At 37.8% G+C, this 19,568-nt stretch carries 14 protein-coding genes and 2 tRNA genes; 13 read left to right on the forward strand and 3 right to left on the reverse strand.

The genetic code is table 11. The features are described 5' to 3' along the window. Positions 1–236: 236 nt before the first annotated feature. Positions 237–310 (reverse strand) — tRNA-Met (locus P8O16_RS15495). Between the two features lie 421 nt (positions 311–731). Here P8O16_RS15495 and P8O16_RS15500 point away from each other — a divergent pair. The 8 genes from P8O16_RS15500 to bshB1 all read left to right on the forward strand — a co-directional run bounded on the left by P8O16_RS15500 (position 732) and on the right by bshB1 (position 9,402). Next, positions 732–1,127, forward strand: a complete 396-nt coding sequence (locus P8O16_RS15500) for an START-like domain-containing protein (protein ID WP_300316351.1) — start codon at positions 732–734, stop codon at positions 1,125–1,127. A gap of 72 nt (positions 1,128–1,199) precedes the next feature. Then, positions 1,200–3,017: an LptF/LptG family permease gene (locus tag P8O16_RS15505; protein WP_300316352.1), complete on the forward strand. Its 1,818-nt coding sequence runs from the start codon at positions 1,200–1,202 to the stop codon at positions 3,015–3,017. Between the two features lie 61 nt (positions 3,018–3,078). Then, the gene (gene rpsO / locus P8O16_RS15510; RefSeq protein ID WP_075352636.1) at positions 3,079–3,354 is read left to right on the forward strand and encodes a 30S ribosomal protein S15; all 276 of its coding nucleotides are present in this window, start codon (positions 3,079–3,081) and stop codon (positions 3,352–3,354) included. A 99-nt stretch (positions 3,355–3,453) separates the two neighbouring features. Then, positions 3,454–5,601 (forward strand): polyribonucleotide nucleotidyltransferase, encoded by a 2,148-nt coding sequence (pnp, locus tag P8O16_RS15515; RefSeq protein WP_300316353.1) that lies wholly within the window; start codon positions 3,454–3,456, stop codon positions 5,599–5,601. A 60-nt stretch (positions 5,602–5,661) separates the two neighbouring features. After that, positions 5,662–6,525 (forward strand): sigma-70 family RNA polymerase sigma factor, encoded by an 864-nt coding sequence (locus P8O16_RS15520; protein WP_075352634.1) that lies wholly within the window; start codon positions 5,662–5,664, stop codon positions 6,523–6,525. A gap of 153 nt (positions 6,526–6,678) precedes the next feature. Next, the gene (trxB, locus tag P8O16_RS15525) at positions 6,679–7,623 is read left to right on the forward strand and encodes a thioredoxin-disulfide reductase (protein WP_300316354.1); all 945 of its coding nucleotides are present in this window, start codon (positions 6,679–6,681) and stop codon (positions 7,621–7,623) included. A gap of 9 nt (positions 7,624–7,632) precedes the next feature. After that, on the forward strand, positions 7,633–8,673 hold the full coding sequence (locus P8O16_RS15530) for a M23 family metallopeptidase (RefSeq protein ID WP_300316355.1): 1,041 nt from the start codon (positions 7,633–7,635) through the stop codon (positions 8,671–8,673). 12 nt (positions 8,674–8,685) lie between these two features. After that, complete coding sequence (gene bshB1, locus P8O16_RS15535; RefSeq protein ID WP_300316368.1) at positions 8,686–9,402, forward strand: bacillithiol biosynthesis deacetylase BshB1; 717 nt, start codon at positions 8,686–8,688, stop codon at positions 9,400–9,402. Here the strand turns inward: bshB1 and pdxH are convergent, their stop codons facing one another. Continuing rightward, positions 9,403–10,035 (reverse strand): pyridoxamine 5'-phosphate oxidase, encoded by a 633-nt coding sequence (gene pdxH / locus P8O16_RS15540; protein WP_300316356.1) that lies wholly within the window; start codon positions 10,033–10,035, stop codon positions 9,403–9,405. 101 nt (positions 10,036–10,136) lie between these two features. On the opposite strand from pdxH, the gene P8O16_RS15545 reads away from it, so the two are divergent. From P8O16_RS15545 to P8O16_RS15565, 5 genes are all read left to right on the forward strand, one after another. Further along, entirely contained in the window at positions 10,137–10,706 is a 570-nt protein-coding gene (locus P8O16_RS15545) for a YqgE/AlgH family protein (RefSeq protein WP_300316357.1), read from the forward strand. A gap of 48 nt (positions 10,707–10,754) precedes the next feature. After that, positions 10,755–12,893: a DUF349 domain-containing protein gene (locus tag P8O16_RS15550; RefSeq protein WP_300316358.1), complete on the forward strand. Its 2,139-nt coding sequence runs from the start codon at positions 10,755–10,757 to the stop codon at positions 12,891–12,893. Positions 12,894–12,992: 99 nt separating this feature from the next. Beyond that, a tRNA-Thr gene (locus P8O16_RS15555) sits at positions 12,993–13,065 on the forward strand. A 100-nt stretch (positions 13,066–13,165) separates the two neighbouring features. Next, positions 13,166–13,549 carry a GIY-YIG nuclease family protein gene (locus tag P8O16_RS15560; RefSeq protein ID WP_300316359.1) on the forward strand — a complete coding sequence of 128 codons (384 nt, stop codon included), beginning with the start codon at positions 13,166–13,168 and terminating at the stop codon, positions 13,547–13,549. A 656-nt stretch (positions 13,550–14,205) separates the two neighbouring features. After that, entirely contained in the window at positions 14,206–16,896 is a 2,691-nt protein-coding gene (locus P8O16_RS15565) for a discoidin domain-containing protein (RefSeq protein ID WP_300316360.1), read from the forward strand. Between the two features lie 106 nt (positions 16,897–17,002). Here the strand turns inward: P8O16_RS15565 and P8O16_RS15570 are convergent, their stop codons facing one another. Further along, positions 17,003–19,528, reverse strand: a complete 2,526-nt coding sequence (locus tag P8O16_RS15570; RefSeq protein ID WP_300316361.1) for a cation-translocating P-type ATPase — start codon at positions 19,526–19,528, stop codon at positions 17,003–17,005. Positions 19,529–19,568 lie beyond the last annotated feature (40 nt).

A 19,568-nucleotide genomic window follows, 5' to 3' on the forward strand; every position in this document is an offset into this window, starting at 1 on the left:
AGGCTTCCGTTTCCGAAAGCCTTGAGTAGCGAGCCAGAGATTTGAACTCCCGTCCGCCGCGGCGGATATGAATCCTGCGCTCTATTGATTGTATAAAACAAAAAAAAGGCTTCCGTTTCCGAAAGCCTTGAGTAGCGAGCCAGAGATTTGAACTCCCGTCCGCCGCGGCGGATATGAATCTTGCGCTCTATCAATTATATCAAACAAAAAAGGCCTTCATTTCTGAAAGCCTTGAGTAGCGAGAGGGAGATTTGAACTCCCGACCTCAGGGTTATGAATCCTGCGCTCTAACCAACTGAGCTACCTCGCCATTTATAAATTCTTTTCAATATGTCAATTAGGAGATTTGACTCCCGTCCGCCGCGGCGGATATGAATCCTGCTCCCGATAGCCATCGGGATACCTCGCCATAATATTTCTTTGAAATTTTTCAAATTTCTAACATTTCAATAATTGCCTTGCCATCAATCGATTAATTTTCTCCGTTCTTGTTTGACTATGGATTAAAGATAATTAACCTGTCATAAGAGTAAATTATGATGTGCATTTTTGATTTTAATACCTATATTAAACCACAGAGCAAAATCAAAACCAATAAAAAGAAAATCGTTTATTCTCTTTTTAACTCGGGGTAACCCGAATTGGAGTGCAAATATGTGGTCTTGTAATGTGAAAAGCAAGTTGACGTTCCTTAAAAAAATGATTTTTTATACTTCGAAAAATCTAATACCATGGTTAAAAATAAATTTATTACTGATTATCAAATCAATGCGTCTAAAAAAATTGTTTTCAATTATTTGAGTACAGCAAGTGGATTAGCAGAGTGGTTCGCAGATGATGTGAATATTAATGAGGATAAGCATTACATTTTCCATTTTGATAATGAAGACCATTATGCACGTCAAGTGTCAATAAGAAGTAATCTTCATGTGAAATTTGAGTTTTATGATCCTAAAAACCCAGACGAGGAGGATAAATCCTACATTGAATTTAAATTGGAGGAAAATGATCTGACACAGACTCTCTTTTTGACTGTCATTGATTATTCTGACGAATACGACGATGAGGAGTCTAATGCGATTTGGGATGGATTGATAGGGAGACTGAAAGAAATTATAGGTGGTTAAAGTCAAGACTATTTACCAACTTTGAACTTCGATAGCGGCTATTCGTAAATGCCAAAGTCAGTAGTTTAAACAATGAAGAAATTAGACAAGCTTATACTTGGGTCTTTTTTAGGCCCATTTTTATTGACTTTCCTCGTCGTGGATTTCATATTGTTGACTGTCAACATGCTGAAGTACTTCGATGAAATTTTTGGGAAGGGACTTGGTTTTTGGATTTACATGGAGCTGATCGGTTATTTTGTGATCAGTATTTCCCCGATGGCTTTACCGCTTGCAGTTTTGCTCTCCAGTTTGATGACTTTTGGCAATTTGGGGGAGCATTTCGAATTAACTGCAATTAAAAGCAGTGGTATTTCACTTTTACGAGCACTCCGACCAATAGGTATATTTGTAATATTTTTGGCATTTGCGGCTTATTTATCTAATAATTTTCTCGTCCCAAAGGTTAATTTGAAAACTTTCAGTTTGCTATATGATATGCGGATGAAATCTCCCGCATTAGATATCAAGGCAGGCGTTTTTTATGATGGTATTCCTGGTTACAGCATTAAAGTGAATGAGAAAGTAGGTGATTTTGGTCTAAAAGATATAGTTATCTATAATCATTCAAATGGAGTACAAGGTAATCTGAACGTCACTCTAGCTGATTCAGGAGCAATGGAGCCATTTTTCAATGAAAATTACATGAGACTTTCATTGTATAATGGACAAAATTATGAGGAGACAAGAGCAACAAGGGGAATCAGTGAAAAGCCCGTTGAGTTTAGACGTACCACCTTTGACGAAAATATTATCATTTTTGATTTAGATGCTTTTAGGCTAAACCGTACTGATGAAGATGCCTGGTCCACAAATCGTTCTATAAAAAATATTTCTGAAATCAAGATTGGCTTAGATTCTATAAGCACTTTGGTAAATGATGAACAATTTCAAAATTACCAAACTGTCGAAAGTATTTTTCCATTTTTTACCAGAGGAAGGAAGTTGAAGCCTACGGATGAAATTCTTCAAAGAAAAGCCCTGGATGATACTGTTCGTGTTCAAAAAGCAAGGGAAGAAAGAGCAAAAAGAGATTCACTTGAACAAATAGAAAATCTTAAAAAGCCCGATTCAACAAATATTTTGATTGAAAATCCGGAATCAAGAAACCTTGCGATCGGGGAAGATTCAGCGTTAAAAAAATCTGTTACTGCTACCAGCATACCTGCTAGAAGTGATTCTATATTTAAGAAAAGAAAATTAGCAAGGGACAGAAAATTACTTTCTTTAACGGATTCATCTGAAAAAGCGAGAATTTCATCTTTTGATTCTTCTTTTAATGATGGACCCGGTACCGAAATTATTGAAAAAAAGCCCAGTCGGACTGCTTCATTGACAAAAGAGGAAAAAGACCTGATTGATTCAGTTGTGAACGAAAGAGGCTACTTTTCCAATGCTATTACTATGGCGCTCAATAATTCAAGAAATCTTAAGAACAATTTTGACCAGAAAAAACTTCGAATCGACCTGCATGAGCGAGAGTATAGAAGGTACCAAATAGCTTGGTACCAGAAATATACTCAGGCATTTGCCTGTTTTGTAATGTTTATGATAGGTGCACCGTTAGGAGCAATTATAAAGAAAGGTGGTTTGGGTATGCCCGTCTTAATTTCAATTATATTTTTCATCATTTACTACATGCTCACTATTTCGGGTGAAAAGTGGGCTAAAGAGGGGTTGGTTGATCCTCTTTTTGGTACATGGTTTTCTAATCTTTGCTTAATTCCGTTTGGGCTTTTCTTCTTAAAGCAAGCTCGCAAGGATGCCAGATTGTTTGAACCGGATTTCTACATTGAAATCTGGCGTAAGCTTCAAAAAAGATATAAAGTATTAAATCCAAAGAGGACTTGATGTTTTATTTATTGGAATTTAACCCTACCTTTGTGGTTGTTTTAAAAAAATTTAGCTAAACATGTATTTAACATCAGAGAAAAAACAAGAGTTGTTTTCGAATCATGGACGGTTAAAATCTGCTACTGACACAGGATCTCCTGAGTCTCAGATTGCCCTCTTTACACACAGAATCAAGCATTTGACTGAGCATTTGAAGTCAAATAAAAAGGATCACTCCACTAGACTTGGTTTGTTGAAGCTTGTAGGTAAAAGAAGAAGCCTACTTGACTACCTCCATAAGAAAGAAATCGAGCGATACAGATCTATCATCGCCGAACTAGGAATCAGGAAATAACTTACTGAGTAAGGTTCTCAAATTAGAGGACCTTACTTTTTTCTTTTTTAAGGTTTCCGATCACTTTTACACTTACAAGCTTACTACTAACACCTATATATGTTACCAAACTTAATCACCAAGACCATCAAACTAGAAGATGGCAGAGAAATTATAATTGAAACTGGCGCATTGGCCAAGCAGGCAGATGGTTCTGTCGTAGTGAAGATGGGAAAAGCCATGCTATTGGCTACAGTTGTTTCTAAAAAAGAGGCAGGAGAAGGAGTTGATTTTTTACCAATGTCAGTTGATTACCAAGAAAAATTTGCCTCATCCGGAAAAATTCCAGGAGGATTTTTGAAAAGAGAAGGAAGACTTTCCGATTACGAGATTTTAATAAGTAGAATTGTAGATAGAGCTATTCGTCCAATTTTTCCAGATGATTATCATGCTGATACTCAGATTGCCATTACTTTGATAAGTGGTGATGAAGATGTTCTTCCAGATGCTTTGGCTGGTCTTGCTGCTTCAGCAGCTTTGGCAGTTTCCGATATCCCTTTCAATGGTCCTATTTCTGAAGTTCGGGTTGCAAAGATCGATGGAAAACTAATCATCAATCCAACTCCAACTGAGTTGGAAAAAGCTTCTTTGGAATTTATAGTTGCAGGTTCTCTTGATTTTATCCTAATGGTAGAGGGCGAAGCAAACGAAATCCACGAAGAAGAAATGCTGGAAGCAATGCAATATGCTCATGAAGAGATCAAGAGACATTGCCAAGCTCAAATCGAGCTGACAAAGCTTGTAGGCAAAGAAGTAAAAAGAGAATATACTCACGAAAAGTCTGATCCGGCACTTTTTGATAAAATGAAAGCTGATGTTTATGATAAGTTGTACGCTTCAGTAAGCAAGCTAATCGCCAACAAATCTGAGCGTTCTGCTTTAATCAAAGACATCAAAGAAGAATTTGTGGCAAGTCTAGGAGAAGATCATGGATTTGAGGCAAGTTTAATAGGTCCATATTTTAGCAAAATCCATAAGGAAGCGGCGAGAAATCTAACTCTTGATGAAAAGAAAAGATTAGATGGTAGAAGATTGGATGAAGTAAGACCTATCTGGTCAGTGGTAGATTACTTACCATCAGCTCATGGTTCTGCAGTTTTCACCAGAGGTGAAACTCAATCCCTTACCACTTGTACTTTAGGTACAAAGATGGATGAGATGATGATTGATGGAGCTACAATTTCTGGCTACAACAAATTCTATCTTCATTATAATTTCCCTGGATTCTCAACAGGAGAGGTTAAGCCAAATAGAGGACCGGGAAGAAGAGAAGTAGGTCATGGAAACTTAGCCATGAGAGCTTTGAAAAAAGTCCTGCCTCCTGCTGATCAGAATCCATATACTATTCGGATTGTATCTGATATTCTTGAATCAAACGGATCTTCGTCTATGGCCACTGTTTGTGCAGGTTCATTAGCATTGATGGATGCAGGTATTCAAATTAAGTCTCCGGTTACAGGAATTGCGATGGGGATGATTTCGGACTCTAAGACAGGCAAATACTCTATTCTATCTGATATTTTGGGTGATGAAGATCACTTGGGTGATATGGATTTCAAGGTAACAGGAACGGCTACCGGAATCACAGCTTGCCAAATGGATCTTAAAGTTGAGGGATTGGATTACTCTGTTTTGAAAGAGGCATTGCTTCAAGCTAAAGCTGGAAGACTTCATATCTTGGACGAGATTAAAAAGACATTGTCTGCTCCGAAATCGGAATTGAAGCCTCATACACCTAGATCCTTTATAATGTTCATTCCTAAGGAATTGATTGGTGCAGTTATCGGACCAGGCGGTAAAGTGATTCAGGAAATTCAGAAAGACACAGGAGCTACTATCGTAATCGAAGAGATCGATAATCAAGGTAAAATCAATATTTTCTCTGCTAATCAAGATAAGCTGAATGCGGCACTTGGACGTATTAAAGCGATCGTTGCACAGCCTGAAATAGGAGAGACTTATACAGGTAAGGTGAAAAATATTCAACCATTTGGAGCTTTTGTGGAATTTATGCCAGGCAAAGATGGTTTACTTCATATCTCGGAGATTAAACACGAGCGAGTAGAGACTATGGATGGGGTGTTGGAACCTGGTGAAGAAATAATGGTTAAACTGATTGATATTGATCAGCGAACTGGAAAATTCAAACTTTCCAGAAAAGCATTGCTTCCTAAACCTGAAAAGCCGGCATCTAATTCTCAAAGTTAATTTGCCATAAAGTCGTTTTGAGTTTTATATTTCATTGAATTTCACAAATCATATACCTGAATGAGGCAGCTAAAAATTAGCAAACAGATTACCAACAGAGAAAGTCAGTCTCTAGATAAATACCTTCAAGAGATTGGTAAGGTGGATCTGTTGACGGCAGATGAAGAGGTTGTTCTAGCCAAAAGAATACGAGAAGGCGATCAACTTGCACTTGAAAAGTTGACTAAAGCCAACCTTAGATTCGTTGTTTCTGTTGCAAAACAATATCAGAATCAAGGCCTTTCCTTAGGAGATCTAATCAATGAAGGTAATCTTGGTCTAATTAAAGCTGCACAGCGATTTGATGAAACTAGAGGTTTCAAGTTCATTTCATACGCAGTTTGGTGGATTAGACAGTCTATCCTTCAGGCGCTTGCTGAGCAGTCTAGAATCGTGAGATTGCCATTGAACAGAGTAGGTTCTTTGAACAAAATCAGCAAAACATTCAGTGAGTTGGAGCAGAAATTCGAAAGAGAGCCATCTCCAGAGGAGCTAGCTGAAGTCCTTGAAATTACCGCCAATGAAGTTGTAGATACCATGAAAATCTCAGGTCGTCACGTTTCAATGGATGCTCCTTTCGTACAAGGCGAAGAAAATAGCCTACTTGATGTTTTGGAAAATGACGGTGATGAGAAGCCGGATGATGGTTTGATGACCGATTCACTTCGAAAAGAGGTTCAACGTGCACTTTCTACACTTACTCAAAGAGAAGCTGATGTGATCACACTTTATTTTGGATTGAATGGTGAGCATGCCATGACGCTAGAAGAGATTGGAGAGAAATTCAATTTGACTCGAGAGCGAGTAAGACAGATTAAGGAGAAAGCAATTCGAAGATTAAGACATACTTCAAGAAGTAAGACCCTGAAGCCTTACCTTGGTTAAGCAGTAAATTAAAAAGGGGGTTTTTAGCCCCCTTTTTTGATTAAAATATCTATTGTAGAACCCTTACAATTATCCCTTTGGGAATTTTAACAAAATCTAATTTTGAGTAAGGGGAAGAATTAACAAAATTTGCCAGATTTTAATATAAAATTAATGAGTCAAGAAACAGAACACGTCAAGGTCTTAATTATTGGTTCTGGACCAGCTGGTTATACAGCCGCTATTTATGCCTCCAGAGCTGGACTCTCTCCAGTGCTTTATACTGGTGGACAACCCGGTGGACAACTCACCATTACGAATGATGTGGAAAATTATCCAGGATATCCTGATGGAGTAATGGGGCCTCAAATGATGGAGGATTTTAGAAAGCAAGCTGAAAGATTTGGAACACAAGTTCGCTATGGTCTGGCTACTAAAGTGGATTTTTCTTCTCGTCCTCATAAAGTTGAAATCGATGAGCAGATTACGATGTTGGCAGATACGGTTTTGATTTCTACCGGAGCTTCTGCAAAATGGCTTGGAATAGAAAGTGAAGAGCGGTTAAATGGCAAAGGTGTTTCAGCATGTGCTGTTTGTGATGGGTTTTTCTTTAGAGGTCAGGAAGTGGCTATAGTCGGAGCTGGAGATACCGCATGTGAAGAAGCCTCTTATTTGTCAAACATCTGTAGTAAAGTTTATATGCTTGTAAGACGTGATGAAATGAGAGCATCTCAAATCATGCAAAATCGAGTAATTAATAATCCAAAAATCGAAATCCTTTGGAATTCAGAGACCGATGAGATTCTTGGAGAAGAAGAAGTAAATGGAGTTAGGGTTTTAAACAATAAAACAGGAGAAAAAAGAGAAATTCCAATTTCTGGCTTCTTTGTTGCTATTGGACATCAACCAAACACCGATATATTCAAAGATTTCATCCACATGGATGAGTCTGGATATATTAAAACTATACCTGGAAGTACCAAAACAAATGTTGAAGGCGTTTTTGCTTGTGGAGATGCTCAGGATAATATCTATCGACAAGCTGTCACTGCTGCTGGAACCGGCTGTATGGCGGCATTGGATGCGGAGCGGTATTTGGCAGAGTTTGAGAATCACTAATCCTAATTCATGAGGTATTCATTTGTAATAATCTTCTTAAGTATTTTTTTGAGCATTGGTTTTTTTGAGGCCAATGCTCAAATTTTTCCTAAGATTATTAAGAAAAATAATACTAATTCGACTGTTACCAGTCAGGAAAGGAAGTCAATAGAACTTCGGACTTTTGATCAGGAGTCTTATTTAAGAACACTTTCCTCATTTACTGATTCAATTATTTTTGAAAATAATGTCAATCTTGGTAGAGTAAGATCTATCGTAAGTGAAGATCGAAATACAATGCTTTGGGCGCCTACAAATCAGTTGGTTAAGATTTCCGAGCAGATCTTGATTGATAGTATTTGGGTTACTGCTTATGAGCATTATTCCTCCTGGGACTCAAATAAAATCGATATTTATAATTTTGATTTAAAGACATTTCGAGATACAGTAAATATCCGGTTATATGATTCTTTTTTCGGATATGAGTGGAAAATGCCTTTGGATACCACACCCGTTACTTCACCTTTTGGATTTCGTTGGAGACGGTGGCATTATGGAACTGACCTAGACCTAAATACAGGTGATCCAGTTTACAGTGGCTTTGATGGAATCGTCCGTGTAAAGTCTTATGATAGGTATGGATACGGATATTACATAGTCGTTCGTCATAAAAACGGTCTTGAAACTCTATATGGACATTTGTCTAAGCAACTGGTTGAAGTAGGCCAGGAAGTAAAGGCGGGTGATCTTATCGCTAAAGGTGGAAATACCGGTAGGAGTACAGGATCTCATTTACATTATGAACTTCGCTATAAAGGTTTGGCATTTGATCCTCAAAAGGTTTATGATTTTTCCGCCCCATCCATAGTTGATCCAAATTTTTTGATAACTCCATCTTTATTTTCGCATGTAGCTAAAGCTAGTTCAAGCGCTTATCATAAGGTCAGAAAAGGAGAAAACCTAGGTTCGATTGCTCGAAAATATGGTGTTTCAGTATCTACAATTACTAAGTTGAATGGTATTTCCTCAAGATCGATTTTAAGAATAGGTCAAAATTTGAGGATTAGATAAAAATTAACAATGATTAAACTTGACATATTAGTTTTCGCAGCGCACCCAGATGATGCAGAGTTAGGTTGTTCTGGTACAATAGCTTCACACATATCCAAAGGAAAAAAAGTAGGAATTGTTGACTTGACCCAGGGTGAAATGGGAACTAGAGGAACTCCTGAAATTCGTCTTCAAGAATCTGCAGAGGCTTCCAAAATTTTGAACCTATCGGCAAGAGAAAATCTTGGTTTTAAAGATATCTATTTCCAAGATGACGAATCTCATCAGTTGAAAATGATTGAGATGATCCGTAAGTATCAACCTGAAATAGTGTTGGCTAATGCAGTATCTGATCGCCATCCAGATCATGGAAAAGGTTCAAGCCTAGCATCTCATGCTTGTTTTATGAGTGGATTGAGAAAAATTGAAACTCAGCATAATGGGGAAGACCAAGCTCCTTGGCGACCTAAATCAGTTTATCATTACATCCAAAACAATTACATCGAGCCTGATTTTGTTGTGGATATTACTCCATTCTGGGAAACCAAAATTGAAAGTATTTTAGCGTTTAAATCACAATTTTATGACCCTAACAGTCAGGAGCCAAAATCATTCATCTCAGACCCTGATTTTTTACCTTTTATCGAGGCTAGGGCACGCGAATACGGACACAAAATATTGGTTAAATACGGGGAAGGTTTTACTGTGGAGCGGATGCCAGGCGTAAATGATCTTTTTGATTTGATTTGATCAAGGAGCTAGTCTGGATATTTCCCAAGATTCATTATTCAATTCAAAAATCAAACGATCATGAAGTCGGCTTGGTCTTCCTTGCCAAAATTCAATCTTATTTGGAATCAGACGAAAACCTCCCCAATGGGGTGGCCTTTGAATAGGTTTATTTGAAAACTCCTTTTCAACATCAAGCTTCATTTGTTCTAGTAATTCTCTAGAAGGTATTTTTTTACTTTGGGGAGAAGCCCATGCGCCTATTTGCGAACCTAAAGGTCTAGAAAAGAAATACTCATCGGACTCCTCGTTTGAGATTTTTTCAACAAAGCCGTTCACTCGAACTTGCCTTTCCAGTTCCGGCCAAAAAAAAGTAAGGGAGGCTTTTGGAGAGTTTTCAAGTTCTTTTCCTTTTTGGCTTTCATAGTTTGTAAAGAAAACAAAGCCTGAATCAATTCCTTTTAAAAGGACTATCCTGCCATTTGGGAAACCGTCTAAACCCAATGTTGAAAGTGTCATTGCATTCACCTCTAAAGCTTCTGACTTTATTGCTTCTTGAAGCCAAATATGAAATTGCTCAAAAGGATTTTTATTTATGTTACTGATTTCAAGAGTTTTAAGTGCGTAATCTTTACGTATTGCTGAAATATTCATGGAATCTATTGACTTGTTAAAACTTTAAGATAAAAGTACCCTTGCCATTGGATTTATAAAATTATCATTTATATTTTTCCTTCAATCGTTTTTTATCATCTATGATCCCACACAGCGAAGAAAAACCGAAACCAGGAAATCTATTAATATCTGAGCCTTTCCTGCAAGATGAGAATTTTGTAAGGTCTGTGGTCCTCCTTTGTGAGCATAATGAGGAAGGTAGTTTTGGATTGGTTGTAAATAAGCCCTCTATTCTTAAGCTTGGCGAACTGCTTGAAGAGCTTGAATTTTTAGACAAAGAGGTTTTTGTTGGTGGTCCTGTGGAACAAAATACACTTCATTTTATCTATTTCGGAGAAAAGCAGTTGGAGGGAAGTGTTTCACTGGGAGCTGACTTGTGGTGGGGAGGTGATTTTGAAATGTTATTGGAAAAGTTGCGTATAGGATCTATAAATGTAGAAAATGTACGTTTTTTCCTTGGATATAGCGGTTGGGGATCCGGACAGCTATCTGATGAGTTAAGCGAAGATACCTGGATTGTATGCCAGGAAAATTTAGAAATTGGCAATTTTGATTATACTCCGGAGGAACTTTGGAGAAACCTACTCAAAAACATGGGTGGAGAGTTTAAGGTAATCGCAAATTATCCCTTAGACCCAAGATTAAATTAGGCAAAATGCCTACTTTTGCCCATATTGCCTCCAAATAGTACCGTTTTTATGACTGAGAAAAGTAACGAATTGTCTGACAAAGACAAGGTGACCCAAGCCTCCGATTCTGTAGAGGGAAAGGGTAGTGAGAATCAGGAAACATCAAGTTCAATGGATGAGAAATCTTTTGAAACTGCTGCTGAAAAAGATTTAGAAATTGAAGACTCAACTGTTGAATCTGTGAAGCCTACAGAAGAAGATTCTTCTGAAAAAGGGGAATCTTCCGATGAAACAACTTCAAAAGTGGGAGAGCCTGTTGAAGAGGTTGTTGAAGAAGCTGCAAAGCTTGAGGTTTCAAATGAACCTGTTCAGGATCAAGCTGCTGAAGAATCCACCAAAGTAGACTCGAAAGTTGACTCCACTAAAGAATTAGACAAATCTGAAAGCAATTCTGAGGATTCTGAGCAAGATGATGAGAGTCAAGAGGAAGAGCATCATGATGAGGAGATCGATCTCTCTACTTTATCTAAAATCGAGTTATTAGAATTGCTTAAGGCAAAAGTTCAAGGTGGAAATATTTTTAGATTGGATAAAATTGTCCATGAAATCAAAGCTGCCTTTGATGAATTTACTAATAAGGAAAAAGAAGAAGCACTTGAAAGTTTTAAGGCTGAAGGAGGAGTAGAGGATGACTTTGATTTCCGCCCAAGTGATGAAGAGAAGGAATTCAATTCACATTATTACGAATTCAAGAAGCAACTTGGAAGTTTGAGAAAAGAAGCTGAGAAGCAGAAAGAATCAAATTTCAATGCAAAAACTGAGCTTTTGAATAAGCTTCGTGAACTTGTTGATGGGGAGGAGACTACCTTGAGTATGTCTGCCATTAAGGAGATTCAAGAAACTTGGAAGTCAATAGGTCAAGTACCTGCTGCTCAAAATAGAAGCCTTTGGGCTAGCTTTAATGCACTGATGGATCGTTTCTATGACAATAGAAGCATTTATTTTGAATTGAAAGAACTCGATAGAAAGAAAAACCTGGAGAGTAAAAATGAACTTTGCGAAAAAGCAGAGGCTTTAAAGGACGTAAAGGATCTTAAAGATGCTATTAAATCATTGAATGATCTTCATGAAGAATTTAAGCATATAGGACCTGTCCCAAGAGATGATCAAGAATCTTTGTGGCAGCGTTTTAAAGCCGCTTCTGACGCAGTTTATGATCGAAGAAAAGATTTTTACGAAGGTCAAAAAGAGGTTTTCAAAAAGAATCAGGACGAAAAAGAGCTTTTGATCGAAAAATTAAAAGTTTTTGCAGAGTTCAAAGCTGATCGAATCAGAGATTGGAATACCAAAACCAAAGAGATTTTAGAAGTTCAAAAGACTTGGGAAAAAATTGGTCCTGTTACTCGGGAATCTGGGAAAGACATCAATAAATCCTTTTGGGCTTTATTTAAGCAGTTTTTCCATAACAAAAATTTATTCTTTAAAGAGCTTGATGAGATTAGAGCGACTAATCAGGCCAAGGCTGAAGAACTAATTACCAGAGCAACGGAATTGGCAGAGAGTTCGGATTGGCAGAATACAGCTAATGCGCTCGTAAAACTTCAGCAAGAATGGAAAAAACTTGGACCAACTCCAGAGAAAAACAGGGATTCTTTGTACAAGCGTTTTAAAAAGGCTTGTGACACATTCTTTGATAATCGACGAAATGCTAATCAACAATCTAATGCCGAGTTTGAAGAAAACTTGAAGAAAAAGAAGGCTATTTGTCAAAAAATCATAGAGTTAGCAACAGATGCTCCAACTGAGGAAGCATTGACAGCCTTAATTACAGAATTTAATGAGGTTGGTTTTGTGCCAAGAAAAAATATTAAGGAAATCCAGGCAGAGTTTAAGACTGCAGTGGATACTTACTTGGAAAAATTAGGTTCAGAGGGTGCTGATCGTGATGATTTCCTATTCAGATTAAACTTGAATAGAATTCAATCTGATCCCAATGCTAATAAAACTCTGAATAAAAAGGAGCATGGTATTCGTAAGCAAATTTCTGAATTGGAAAATAATATCACACTTTGGAAAAATAACTTGGAGTTTTTTGCAGCTTCTAAAACTGCAGATAAGCTCAGAGATCAGTTTGACGTGAAGATTCAAAAAGCTGAAGAAGAGGTCGAGAAATTGAAGAAGAAACTCTCAATTTTGAAAGAGTTTTAAATTAATCTCACTCAGAATAAGGAAGATATAATTTTTATTTATTCTGGGTTTGGAGCAAATGATCTGAAGGTCTATATTTGCATCACCATTACGGAAAAGGCCTCTTTAGCTCAGCTGGTAGAGCAACTGACTTGTAATCAGTAGGTCGCTGGTTCGATCCCGGCAAGAGGCTCAAAAACCACTCAGAAATGAGTGGTTTTTTTGTTTTGTATAAATCCATTTCTAACTATCCGGACTACGATCAGTAGATCGCTGTGCGCAAAAGGATGATCTTGGCTAGAGGTTCATCAAGGGAAACAGAAATGTTTACCTTTTTTAGAGTTATCGTTGTTTCCTTTTTAAATCATTTTTATATGCTGATACATTTTGTCTACATTCTTTATTCTGAGCAAACGGATAAGTATTACATCGGTCAAACCGAAGATCTTGATCGTCGTTTGATGGAGCACAATTCTCATTCGTATCAAGATTCATACACAAAAATTGCATCTGATTGGAAAATGAAAATTAACTTAAAATGTTCCTCCAAAAGGCAAGCGATAAAAATAGAGAATCACATTAAGAAAAATAGGTCAAGGAAATACGTTGAGGATTTTATTCGTTTCCCTGAAATAGGCCAAAATTTACTCGTGAAGTATTTAGAAGAAAATCAGTAGGTCGCTGTCCGCGATAGCTATCGGGACGATCCCGGCAAGAGGCTCAAAAACCACTCAGATATGAGTGGTTTTTTTGGTTTATATGCATATCTGAAATTACACCAGTAAACAGATGAAAGCAGAATAAGATTTGTGAAGTCGATATTTCTTCAAAATATCAAATAGAACTCTTAGGTAGCTCCGAAGGAGTCAAACCATTCATGACCCTGTACGAAGTGCAGGGTGGCCATTGAATCCCCTTCCTTTAAGCCCTGAAAGGGTGAAACTTCAAAGTATCGCCCCTTTAGGGCTCTTTTTTTAATCTTGTGACTTTACCCCCGGCTATACTGGGGGTTATGAATTGTTTTGACCCTTCGGATCTAAGACTAGCAAACCTTGAACTCCATATCTACTACTTCAATTTAATTTGTCTACTTGTATCATTGCGGATATTCATGTTGTTTATTTTAAAATTCTATTTCCCTTTTTGCTTTTATTTTATGAGGGTTTTTATAAGTAAAAAATGACTTTTTGAAATTAGATCTGATTCGAACCTCTTGTGTAGAATTCTAATTTTTTCGATCCTTTGAGATAAATATTTAATAATTTGATAGGAGTAAATTCGGATACCCTTCAAATCGATATTGTTCACCATTATTTTAAACCCTTCTTCATTGATGAGTTACTTAACCAGAAAAACCCTTCTCGTTTTTTCGCTGTTAATCATGTTTGCTTCCTGTGAGCCTGAAAAATCACCATTTGATGTTTCTCCTTCCGAATCCATGGATCCTAAGCGTTTGGAGCCTCCTTTTCCAGTTGTTGAGTTGCCGGAAGGAATTGATTTAGAATCGCCTACGTGGAAAGGGATTGATCTTACTCCAACAGCTCCTGTGATTCCTGTTTCTGCCAACGAAGAAAAGAAATCATTTGTCCTTAAACCTGGATATAGCATGGATCCGGTACTTTCGGAACCTCAAATCAGAGAGCCAGCAGCGATTCAGTTTGATGGCAATGGTAGAATGTATGTCTTGGAACTTAGAACCTACATGCAAGACCTTGATGCAAATGGTGAATTGTTGCCTACTTCCAGAATTTCGAGATGGGAAGACAGGGATAATGATGGAGTGTATGAAACTGGGGTTGTATTCTTAGATAGTTTGGTTTTCCCTAGGTACGTGGTGCCATTTGGCAAGAACTCTATCCTTTCGATGGAGTCTAATGAGGACCATGTCTACAAATACACAGATACTGATGGTGATGGTCACGCTGATAAAAAGGAGCTTTTTGCCTCTGGTTTAGGGCGATCAGGAAATGTAGAGCATCAAACAACCTTTTTGACTTGGGCATTGGACAATTGGATGTATAGCACCTATAATTCCAAAAGAATTCGATGGACAGCAGATGGTGTAATTCAGGAACCAAGCGGCAATCCATGGGGGCAATGGGGAGTTACTCAGGATAATTATGGAAAGCTTTGGTTTCAGGATGGAGCAGGGGGAGTGCCCCAAGGATTCCAATTTCCGATAGTGTATGGAAATTTCAGTGTGAAGGGACAATGGAAAGATGGATTCCGTGTTCCATATAGCTTAATAAAATTGGCCGACTTTCAACCAGGTATGAAAGAAGCTAACCCTGATGGTTCTTTAAATAACGTGACAGGCGCTGCTGGAAATGACGTTTTTAGAGGGGATCGACTTCCAAAGGAACTATTGGGGCAATATTTTTACGGAGAACCTGTAGGTCGAATAGTAAGGCAAGTAAATTCTGAAAATATTGAAGGGTTGACTTATATCCAGAACAAATACATTGATTCTCAATCGGAATTTATTCAATCTACAGATCCACTTTTCAGGCCAGTGGACATGGCAACTGCACCTGATGGGACTATGTACATTGTAGATATGTATCGTGGAATTATTCAGGAAGGAAACTGGACACAGGAGGGAAGCTACTTGAGAACAAAAATCCAGCAATACCAAATGGATGATGTGATCGGTAACGGAAGAATCTGGCGATTGACCTATGATGGAATGCCTAGAAATACCGAAAAGCCTAGAATGTATGAGGAAACATCTGCAGAGTTAATTAGACACTTAGAGAATCCAAATGGCTGGTGGAGAGATCAGGCTCAGCAATTGATGATTTTGAATCAGGATAAATCCATCGTGGGAGATTTGGAGAAAATGGTGAAGACCTCCAAGAATGAACTGGCTCGTATCCATGCACTTTGGACTTTAGAAGGCTTAAGTTCATTGAATGTAGGCTTTGTAAGAGTGCTTCTAAAGGATTCAAATCCAAATATCCGGATCCAAGCATTGAAAGCTAGTGAAACGCTTTACAAGTACGGGGAAAAGAGCTTGACTGCTGATTATAGAGCCATGGCAAAGGATTCTGATCCAAATGTGGTTATTCAAGCATTATTTAGTGCTTATATTTTAAAAGTAGATCAGGTAGAAGAATTGATGAAATCCACTTTAGCCTTAAATTCTAGAAAGGGACCTCAATTGGTCGCAACCCAAATACTGGAAAAGATCGAGGAAGCTAAAAAGGCTGCTTCTGTAAAGTATGCTCCAGCTGAGTTGGCCTTGTTTACAAAGGGTAAATCTATTTTTGACAGCTATTGCTCGACTTGTCATGGTCCAAAAGGCCTTGGATCTCCAGCTGGAGATGGATTGATTGCACCGGCATTCTCCGGTTCTCAACGGATTATGGGACATCCAGAATATTCGGTGAAGACTTTATTGCATGGTTTAACAGGTAAACTGGAAGATAAGGAATACGAAGGCGTCATGATTGCCATGAATATGAATGATGACGAATACATTGCTTCAGTAATATCTTATATCCGTAACGAATTTGGTAACGAAGGGAGTTTTGTAACTCCTGAATATGTAGCCCAAATTAGAGCAGAAACAAAAGACAGAGATTCAAATTACAGCTTTGATGAATTGATTCAGGAAGTTCCAAAGGCTTTGCCACCGCAGGATAATTGGGTAGCTACAGCAAGTAGTACAGCTTTGCAGGGAGTGGGCTCAACAAAAGATCCATCTTATGCATTTGGCTATAAAGGGTGGAAAACCGAAACTTCCCAGGAACCAGGAATGTGGTATCAAGTAGAATTACCGGATTCACATGATCTCGCAGAGATTCAATTTGATGCAGGAAAAGAAGAGTTTCCATTAGCTTTTACTGTTTCCATTTCACCAAATGGCAATAATTGGACTGAAGTTGCAAAAGGAACTGGACATTCAGGAGTGAACAATTTAAGATGGAAATCTGATGAAAGCGTAAGATTTATAAAAATTGAAAGCTCTGAAAAAGGAGAAAAACCTTGGGCAATGAGAAACTTGATTATTTACTCGAGATAATGGATTTGATGAATAAATCGAGAGAGGCTATCAAATTTTGATAGCCTCTTTTTTTATTAAAATGCAAATATTTTAAATCAATATTTATTAAACAAATAATTAATAATCAATGGCTTAAACTTTCTAATGGTTGAGTTTTACTTTTTATTCTTGTTCTAATTTTTACCAACTCATACCAAATTACTGAGGTAAAGCCAATAGCAATACAAGTTGCTAGCTGAGTTAAATTAAGTGTCTCAAACTCAAAGAAACTGGTCAATGGTGGCACAAAAAGCAATAGTCCTGTGATCGCAATAGTTATTGCGATTATGAGTAAAACCAGATTGTTTTTATACTTCAAGGTGGTCAAAATCGAATAATAAAAAGATCGATTTACAAGGGTTAAAAAGATATTTGCTGCAATTAATACCGTGAAAACCATTGTTCTTGTAAGTGCCTCATCAAATCCCTGGTTCACCGAAAGCAGATACACTGCTAAGGTCCCAACCGTAATTGCCAAGCCTTGAATAATACTGGTCGTTAGCTCTTTCCAATTGAAAAATGTATTCGTAAATGGACGTGGGTTTTTAGACATGGTATTTTTCTCCATGGGTTCATTTTCAAAAATGATGGAACAAGTTGGTCCCATAATCAATTCCAGAAAAATGATGTGGACTGGAGAAAGTATATTCGGATAAATCCATCCCAAGGCAAGCGGAATAAATACCGTAAGAATGATAGGGATGTGAATAGAGATGATGTATTGAATTGCTTTTTTGAGGTTGGTATAGATCTTTCTTCCCATGGCTACCGCATCAACCATCTTTGATAAGTCATCTTCCAACAAAATCAAAGAGGCTGCTTGCTTTGCGATTTCAGTTCCTTTCTTTCCCATAGCAATGCCAATGTGAGCCGCTTTCAAAGCTGGGCCATCGTTGACACCGTCGCCTGTCATGGCTACGATCTGATGGTTTGTTTTTAAGGCATTGATAATTTTCAATTTTGCTTCAGGAAACATCCTGGTGAAAATATTCGTGCTCATGACACATTCTTTCAGCTCTTTTTCCGAAAGCTTCATCAATTCATCTCCGCTAAGACTATGCTCAAAGCCTTTAAAGTCGATTTGTTTTGCAATTGCCATGGTGGTGGCAGCATTATCTCCGGTAATAATTTTGACTGAAATACCTGCTTTATAAAAGTCCTCAAATACTTTAGTGATGTTTTTCTTCGGTGGATCATAAAAGGCCACAATTCCTTTAAAGTTGAATTTGAATTCCTGTTGCATTTTTGGGAAATCATTTCCTTCAAAATCACTTTGGCCAACACCCAATACCCGGTAGCCCTCAACGGTTATAGTTTCAATCGCTTTTTCAATTTGTTCTTTTTCTTGAGCTGTCAAATTGGAGACAGCCATTAATGCTTCCGGAGCTCCTTTGGCTGCAATTATTCTTTTCCCTGCTTCATTTTCAAAAATATGGGTCATCATGGGTGGTTTTCCACCTAGGGGATATTCATGGACTAATTTGAAATTGGGTCTTTCATCCTCCGCATGCAAATCGTTGTATGCCTGATGCAGTGCAACTTCCATGGCATCAAATGGAATGGGTTCACTGGCCCACATGGAGATTCTTATCAATACTTTTTCATCCTCGTCGGCTTCCTCAGGAGAAGATATTTTTTGTGAATTCAATGTAAATACCTTTGCCAAGCTCATTTTATTTTCTGTGATAGTTCCGGTTTTGTCCGTACAGATCACAGTCGCACTTCCTAGCGTTTCCACAGTTTTCATCTGCTTGACCACAATTCCCATTTTCATCAGGCGCCAAGCACCGATCGCCATAAACGTGGTAAAAGCCATTGGGATTTCTTCAGGAAGAATACTCATCGCCAAAGTCAATGCCTTGAGTAAACTATCCAGGACATCGAAAGACCGAAAGTAATTGATCGCCCAAACTATCAGAAAAACGATTGCCCCTGCGATTACCATTGTTTTCACAAAATTGGTTATCTGCAATTCCAACGGTGTCTTTTCCTCTTCTATGCTCTCTAGGCTCTTGCCGATTTTTCCCAGTTTGGTCTCATTTCCTATACTGGTAATGGTCGCAATTGCTAAACCGCTAGCTACAGTGGTCCCTTTAAAAATTAGATTATCTTCTTTGTCTTTGTCCTTAAAAACAGAAAGGGATTCTCCTGTGAGGATAGATTCGTTGACCGAAAAATCATTGGAATGAACAATGATACCATCCGCTGTAATGGAAGTTCCCTCTTCCACCATTAAACTATCACCTACGACCAAGTCCTCGCTGTTAATCTCAATCACCTCTCCATTTCTGATGACTTTGCAATGGGGCTGAGAGAGCTTCTTTAGTTTTTGTAATGCATTTCGGCTTCTTGAATCCTGATACAATGAAATAATGGAAACCAGTACAATAGCAGATGCTAGAAAAATGGCATCACCTATTTTTCCACTTACTAAATAAATCAAGGATGCTGCAAACAAGAGAATGATCATTGGCTCTTTTGCCAATTTCTTAACCGCATCTAAAATATTGTTCTCCTGCTTATAATTGAGTTTGTTTTCACCGTATTTCTCCTTAGCAAGAATTACCTGTTCATCAGTTAATCCATTAATATTAAAGTTGTTTGCAGACATGATTGAGGTATTTCTTTGAAAAAGAAGCTCGCGGGTTATG

The sequence above is a fragment of the Algoriphagus sp. genome, assembly GCF_029254265.1.
Classification (GTDB): domain Bacteria; phylum Bacteroidota; class Bacteroidia; order Cytophagales; family Cyclobacteriaceae; genus Algoriphagus.